The sequence below is a fragment of the Marisediminitalea sp. genome, from assembly GCF_984433645.1.
Window position 1 is genome coordinate 1 of sequence record NZ_CFIDRX010000213.1, and the last position, 6,738, is coordinate 6,738.

Annotated in this window: 7 protein-coding genes; 5 read left to right on the forward strand and 2 right to left on the reverse strand. The window is 49.1% G+C overall.

Going from position 1 to position 6,738, the window contains the following annotated elements:
- Positions 1-183: cytochrome b (locus AC4MRN_RS18625; RefSeq protein WP_491204130.1), on the forward strand; the 183-nt coding region annotated here is incomplete at its 5' end.
- A gap of 32 nt (positions 184-215) precedes the next feature.
- Entirely contained in the window at positions 216-782 is a 567-nt protein-coding gene (locus AC4MRN_RS18630; RefSeq protein ID WP_073317429.1) for a YceI family protein, read from the forward strand.
- Positions 783-840: 58 nt separating this feature from the next.
- Here AC4MRN_RS18630 and AC4MRN_RS18635 read toward each other — a convergent pair whose 3' ends face one another.
- Positions 841-1,194 (reverse strand): VOC family protein, encoded by a 354-nt coding sequence (locus AC4MRN_RS18635; protein WP_491204131.1) that lies wholly within the window; start codon positions 1,192-1,194, stop codon positions 841-843.
- Between the two features lie 78 nt (positions 1,195-1,272).
- Between AC4MRN_RS18635 and AC4MRN_RS18640 the strand changes: the two genes are divergently transcribed.
- Together AC4MRN_RS18640 and AC4MRN_RS18645 are read left to right on the forward strand one after the other, a co-directional pair.
- Positions 1,273-1,983: a hypothetical protein gene (locus AC4MRN_RS18640; RefSeq protein WP_491204132.1), complete on the forward strand. Its 711-nt coding sequence runs from the start codon at positions 1,273-1,275 to the stop codon at positions 1,981-1,983.
- A 333-nt stretch (positions 1,984-2,316) separates the two neighbouring features.
- Entirely contained in the window at positions 2,317-3,675 is a 1,359-nt protein-coding gene (locus AC4MRN_RS18645) for an 8-oxoguanine deaminase (RefSeq protein WP_491204133.1), read from the forward strand.
- 37 nt (positions 3,676-3,712) lie between these two features.
- On the opposite strand, the gene AC4MRN_RS18650 is transcribed toward AC4MRN_RS18645, so the two are convergent.
- A complete protein-coding gene (locus AC4MRN_RS18650) occupies positions 3,713-5,005 on the reverse strand; it encodes an NAD(P)/FAD-dependent oxidoreductase (protein ID WP_155016272.1) in 1,293 nt (430 codons plus the stop codon).
- 414 nt (positions 5,006-5,419) lie between these two features.
- Here AC4MRN_RS18650 and AC4MRN_RS18655 point away from each other — a divergent pair, with 414 nt between their 5' ends.
- Positions 5,420-6,580 (forward strand): porin, encoded by a 1,161-nt coding sequence (locus AC4MRN_RS18655; protein WP_073317445.1) that lies wholly within the window; start codon positions 5,420-5,422, stop codon positions 6,578-6,580.
- Positions 6,581-6,738 lie beyond the last annotated feature (158 nt).

Below are 6,738 nucleotides of genomic sequence, written 5' to 3' on the forward strand. Positions count from 1 at the left end.
TGGTTCACTGTGCCCGGCGCAGGTGAGCTATTTGCCGAGCAATCAGACATTGCCGGGGAAGTTCACGAATACGCGGCATACGGTTTGATTGGGCTAGTGGTTATTCACGCCTTGGCGGCATTCAAACACCATTTTATTAGTCGGGACGCCACCTTGTCGCAAATGACGGGCCGTCGCCGGTAAACCGTTTTTTATTGAGAATACAGGAGAGTGAAATGAAAAAATTAGTAATAGGTGCATTACTGGGATTGTCATCTTTGGCTGCCAATGCCGCTGACTACGTCATTGATACCAATGGTGCACACGCATCGGTTAACTTTAAAATTCAACACTTGGGTTATTCCTGGTTAACTGGCCGTTTTAACGATTTCAGCGGTAATTTCAGCTACGACCCGGCCAAGCCAGAGGCGTCTTCCATTACCGTGACCATCGACACCAACAGCATCGACTCAAACCATGCTGAGCGTGACAAGCATTTACGCGGCGGTGATTTCCTGTCAGTAAAGAAATACCCGGAAGCCAAATTCGTCAGCACCAAGGTAGAAGACCTGGGTGGCAATAAATTAAAAGTGTATGGTGACTTTACTCTGCACGGTAAAACCAATGCTATCGTTATTGACGCGCAAAAAATTGGTGAAGGTGCAGATCCATGGGGCGGGTACCGCGCCGGTTTCGCTGGCACCACGACCATTGCTTTAAAAGACTATGGTATCGACTACAACCTGGGCCCGGCATCGACCCATGTTGAACTATCTCTGCACGTGGAAGGCGTGAAGCAGTAATCGAGTCATTAACCATGCTTATAACAATAGCCGGATGCGTTCAGTATCCGGCTTTTTTCTATCTGGCGTATTCGTTTAGCTCAGTGACGTGAAGTAGCTCGCCACTCGGCCCCCATACATAGAACACCTTTCCCCACGACTCTTGTTTGACTTCTGTGAGATTAGTTTTGTGCTGACTCCTGCTACAGCGCTCATAGGCCTGCTCAATACTATCCACACAAATTTGCAGCATAAAATTATTCGCCAGCGCCGGTTCATAGAAGCGTTGCAGAAACAGCGCACACTCACCGCTTTCACAGAGCGTGAGATCATCGGTTACGTAAGCCAATGAAAAGCCTATTTCCTCGTAAAACGCCTTTGAAACCTCATAGTTTTTGCAGGGTACAAAGGCTTTTATGTCCTGAACAACCATGCTAACTCCTTGCTTGTTTTTGGCTAAACGACCGTCTGGGTTTATTATGTGCCAGAAAATGAACTGCGAGCAAACTGAATGCTTGCAAAAAACACGGCGACAGCGTTAATGACACAGGGAAGAATTCAGCTACAGGGTGCTATCGCGGCTTTCACTTGCGCAGCATGCTTCATTATTGGCGCGGTCACACTGAAATGGATTGCACCGGATATCTATGTGTTTCCCGAAGGCCGGTTGCGGGTTATTGAGCAATACGGCGTGTTATTACACGTATGGCACTTTATTATCTTTCCGTTAGTGGGTCTGTCGGTTTTATTTCTGAATCGTACGCTGGTAAAGCAAACCACCCGGCCACTGGGCGGATTCTCGACACTGTGCACGCTGGTAGCCTATGTGGCTTTGTGTCACGACATTGCTATGTTTACCATCGAGACGTTATCTAACGAACTGTTTTTACAGCAGCATTTCGAATCCCATCAACAGCTTACCCAGCAGACCATGACGATCTATTCGGTACTGATTAAATTGCGAGCCAGCACTGAGTGGGGCATTGACGTCTGGTTGTGCTTAATGAATGTTTACCTGCTATTCCAACGACGTTTTCACCCCATTCTGCAGATCCTGGGGATAGCTGTAGGTGTGCTTGGAGTACTCGTGTTATTCAATTCGTCATTCCACTACCTGGAATTCACTTACCTTAGCGGCATGATTATTTGGTTTCTGAGTGTTGGCGCCTGGCTGGCAATAGCCAACCCTCCACCGACACATTCTGACATCCGGGGTACCTGATTTACACACCTGTACTTTGGTATCAATTGGCGACAGATTGCCATACAGGCGAATTAAAAAAGTGAAATACACTTGCTAATCAGATGTTACAAACAGCTGTTTTTGGCTTCAGTTTTCCGGGTTTAAACCGCCGCAAAACGCGCTTAAATATTGCCACTGACAACCGCCAAATTGTTAATAAACTTACAATTAATTAACGCGCACAAAGTCGTTTTTCAGGGTTTAATTTAGCGCCCAATCAAGTACACTATTAGTGAGTTCAACACACTCCCCTGGATCAGCAGACAGGGCATAACTGAGCTGGCATACCTCAACATTGAATGGAGAATCGTTATGCCTGCAACTCAGCGCATTTTTATTAAAAACCCCCTTTGTATTTTCACCCCTGAATCAGCCGAACCGGTTACCGGATTAGTGATCAGCGGTGGTGTCATTGAGTCCCTGTTGTACAACAACAAGCAGCCGCAAACTGCCTGTGATGAGGTATTTGATGCCTCAGGACTGGTTATTCTGCCCGGATTAATCAACACCCATCACCACTTTTATCAGACCCTTACCCGTGCCTGGGCACCGGTAGTAAATCAGCCACTATTTCCGTGGCTGCAAACCCTGTATCCGGTCTGGGCTCGATTGACGCCAGAAGCGTTGCATTTGGCCAGTCAGGTCGCCATGGCTGAATTGCTCTTATCGGGCTGTACCACGGCGGCCGACCATCATTACCTGTTCCCGGAAGGCCTGAACGACGCCATTGATATTCAGGTGGATGTCGTGAGGCAACTGGGCATGCGGGCTATGCTCACCCGCGGCTCGATGAGTCTGGGAGAAGCCGATGGCGGCCTGCCGCCGCAACATACGGTGCAGACCGGTGAAGCCATTCTAAAAGACAGCGAACGACTGATTCAGCAATACCACGAACGCGGTCCAAACGCGCAAATCCAAATTGCGTTGGCCCCGTGTTCCCCATTCTCCGTTACACGGGAAATCATGCAGCAAAGCGCAGAGTTGGCCAAAGCGCAGGACGTTCGCTTGCATACCCATCTGGCTGAAACCCTCGACGAGGAAGCGTTTTGCCTGAAGATGTTTGGCATGCGCACGGTTGATTATCTTGAGAGTGTGGGTTGGCTAAGCGACCGTACCTGGTTAGCTCACGGCATCCACTTTAACGACGACGAAATACGCCTTTTAGGTGCAGCCGGCACAGGTATTTGCCATTGCCCAGTGTCGAATATGCGTCTGGCATCAGGTATATGCCCCACGTTAGATCTCATTGAAGCCGGCGCGCCGATTGGCTTAGGCGTAGATGGTTCAGCGTCTAACGATGCCTCAAACCTGATGTACGAAGCGCGCCAGGCGTTGTATTTACAGCGCTTGAAATATGGCGCTCAGGCTATTACCCCAGAGAAAGTCCTCAGCTGGGCAACCGTCGGCTCTGCCACTGTGTTAGGCCGCGACGATATTGGCCAAATAGCCGAAGGCAAAGCCGCGGATTTAGCCTGTTTTCGACTGGATGAACTGCGTTTCAGTGGCTCCCACGATCCCATCGCAGCCCTGCTGTTATGCGGTGCAGAGCGAGCAGAACATGTCATGGTAAAAGGTGAATGGCGCGTGACTAATGGGCAAATCAACGGCCTGGATTTACCGGACCTTATTTCACGCCACAAAGCAGCCGCCAGTGCATTGATAGCAGGCTAGAAAACAAGCAGGCCCGGCATACACCGGGCCTTTTAGTTTAGTGGAGTTTAAGACGTGGACTTACCAAATTACTCACCTTTCGGGTGAGCAAAATAAGCGCGCCTTTCAACCACCCATGAACAGCAAATAAGTGCATGTTATACAAAGAGATATAGACCATCTTAGCGAGCCTTCCTTCAATAAACATGCTGCTGTTCGACAGCTTGCCCATTAAGCTGCCCACGGTAGAGTATTTACTCAAGTGCACCAATGAGCCATAGTCGGTGTAGGTATAGGTTTGCAGCGGTTTATGCATAAACAGATTGACCAGATTTTTGGCCACCAGACTGGCCATCTGGTGGGCGGACTGCGCGCGCGGCGGCACCCATTTGCCATTTTCCTGCAACACGCCACAGCAGTCACCCACCGCAAAAATCTTGTTGTCGACTGTACTCTGTAATTCCGGCGTTACCAGGATTTGATTTGCTCTGTTCAGCTCAAAAATATTCAAATCTGCTATAAAATCAGGCACTTTTACGCCTGCAGACCACACCATCAAATCGGCCTCGATGAGCGTTTCTTCGGCGGTAATAAACCCTGCTTTTTCAACCCGTGCAACGCGTGTTCCTTCCAGCACATCAATGCCTAATTTGGTCAGTGCCTTGCGAGCCGACGCGGCAATACGCTCTGGCAACGCAGGTAAAATACGTGGTCCGGCTTCCAGTATCGATACCTTCAAGCGTTCAGCCGACATCTCCGGCATACCATAGGCACGCGCGAGATTCGCCACATGGTGAAGCTGCGCAGCCAGTTCTGTACCTGTTGCCCCTGCACCTACAATAGCGACGTGGATTCTGTCTTTGTCCACGCCATCCTGATTTATCTTAAGCAGTTGATTTAACAGGGCTCTGTGGAAACGCTCAGCCTGATCCAACGAGTCCAGGCAGTAGCAATGCTCTGCTACACCTAACGTGCCAAAATCATTGGTTACACTGCCAAATGCCAGCACAAGATAATCGTACTCAACCGTACGTTCTGGCAGGATTTCCTCGCCGTCATCATCGTAAAGTGGGTCCAGATAAATGCTTTGGTTTTCACGGTCAATATGACTCATGTTTCCAAGTTGGAACTGGTAGTGGTGCTGAGCCGCGTGCATGCGGTAATCCACGCCGTCTGACGCTTTGTTGATGATGCCTGCAGCTACTTCGTGCAGCAGGGGCTTCCATACGTGAGTGCGACTGCGATCCACCAGGATAACCTCTGCCAGCTTCTTTTTGCCGAGGGTTTTACTTAAACGGGTTACGAGCTCAAGACCGCCCGCACCGCCGCCAACCACAACGATTTTTTTCATAATAGACCTATTTATAAATGTGAATTGGTCTGCACAGGTGTCCTGCACACATCAATCAACACTCATAAACCGGCTTAGTGATTTCTGGCGATGTCACCATTTTATGTTAACAAACTCAGCAAAAGCCAGTGCCTTTCTTAGGACTTTACGGGCGCTCAGAATAGCACTTTACAGCTAGTTAAAAACCCACCGTTTTAACCAGCACTTTGGTAGTAGTTCTTTTGGCCAGCATTCATCGGCGACTAAAGTGTGACGCAAAAGGCTCCTTTGTGGAGTACTCAATTTTCCTCGCCTAAACAATACTCATTCCAAAGAGTGGCGGCAACGAATCGCTACCGTTTGATGAGAGTGACAGTGGGATAGAAAAAAGTGTTACTCCGCGCAAAATTTAAAAAAATATAACGAGGGTTACACATGAAAAACATGAAATTTGCGTATAAACCACTATCCATTGCCTGTCTTACTCTTGCAGCGGCTTCAGCGAATGGCGCAGTGACCATTTATGACGATGCAGAGGTAGCAACCGTGTCGGTAGACGCGTCTTTTAACACATTTTACGTTAATTCATCGATTGATGGCGGTCCAAATGGCGATCGTGAACAGTCACGCGTAAAAATGGGCTTCCTGCCAAACTGGCTGGGTATGAGCTTCAGCAAACAAGTTGGCGACATGAAAGTCGGCGGCCGCTCATCGTTTTGGGTAACCATTAACGACACCAATACAGGCGTTACCAGCACCGGCATCGACGTACGTCAGTTCTATGCCACATTAGATGCTGACTGGGGTCAGGTCTTGCTGGGTAAAGACTTTACACTGTTTAACCGCAGCAACATCTTCCTTGACGAAATTCTGCTTGGTTACGGCAACGTCAACGACACCCTGGGTCTGGTTGACGGCCAGGGCGTATCGTTCGGTAACATTGGTTCAGGTTACACCTACCCCTTCCCGGCTTCTCAAATTCGCTATACCTCTCCAACCTTCGCCGGTGGTCTTAAAGTCGCTGTGGCTTTAGTTGATCCATCACCAGTAAATGGTGCCGCCGACCGCGAAGAATCTGTACCTCGTATCGAAGGTGAGGTGACTTACAGCACAGAATTTGACGGCGGTTCAGTAACAGCCTGGGTTGGCTTCCTGAATCAGTCTTCTGAATCATCCATGGGCGACGTTGACTCAACGGGCACGTCTTACGGTGTGAAAGTGGGCTTTGGTGGCGTGTCATTGCATGCATCAGGCTACAGCGGTGAAGGTATCGGTATTTTGCTTGGCCCAACCGAAGCCGCATTAGGCCTGGCTCAAGTCACTATGTATGACACTGATTACAACGAATTAGACAGTCAGGGCTACTTACTGCAAGCGTCTTACACGCTGGACGCAAACCGTTTTGTCCTGTCTTACGGCGAAAATGAAGTTGAGAACGCTGACTACATTGCTCATGAAGCAATGCAAGCCGCGTGGTTCCATTCGTACAACAGCAACGTGACCTTCGCAGTTGAATATTCAACCAGCGAATTCAGCGGCATCCTGGGTGCCGAAGAAGCAGACACTGTTGCCGTTGGTGCCATTGTTAATTTTTAAGGCTGCTTGATTGCCAGAAAGCAGCTTTGTATTACGGCCGTCGATGCCGTTGTGGGAGGCAACAATGCCTCCCGCGCAATCGACAATCTGGCAACGCTTTTATAATTGATTACCGGAGTAAGCAACATGATCTATGCAGCACCTGGAACAGAAAATTC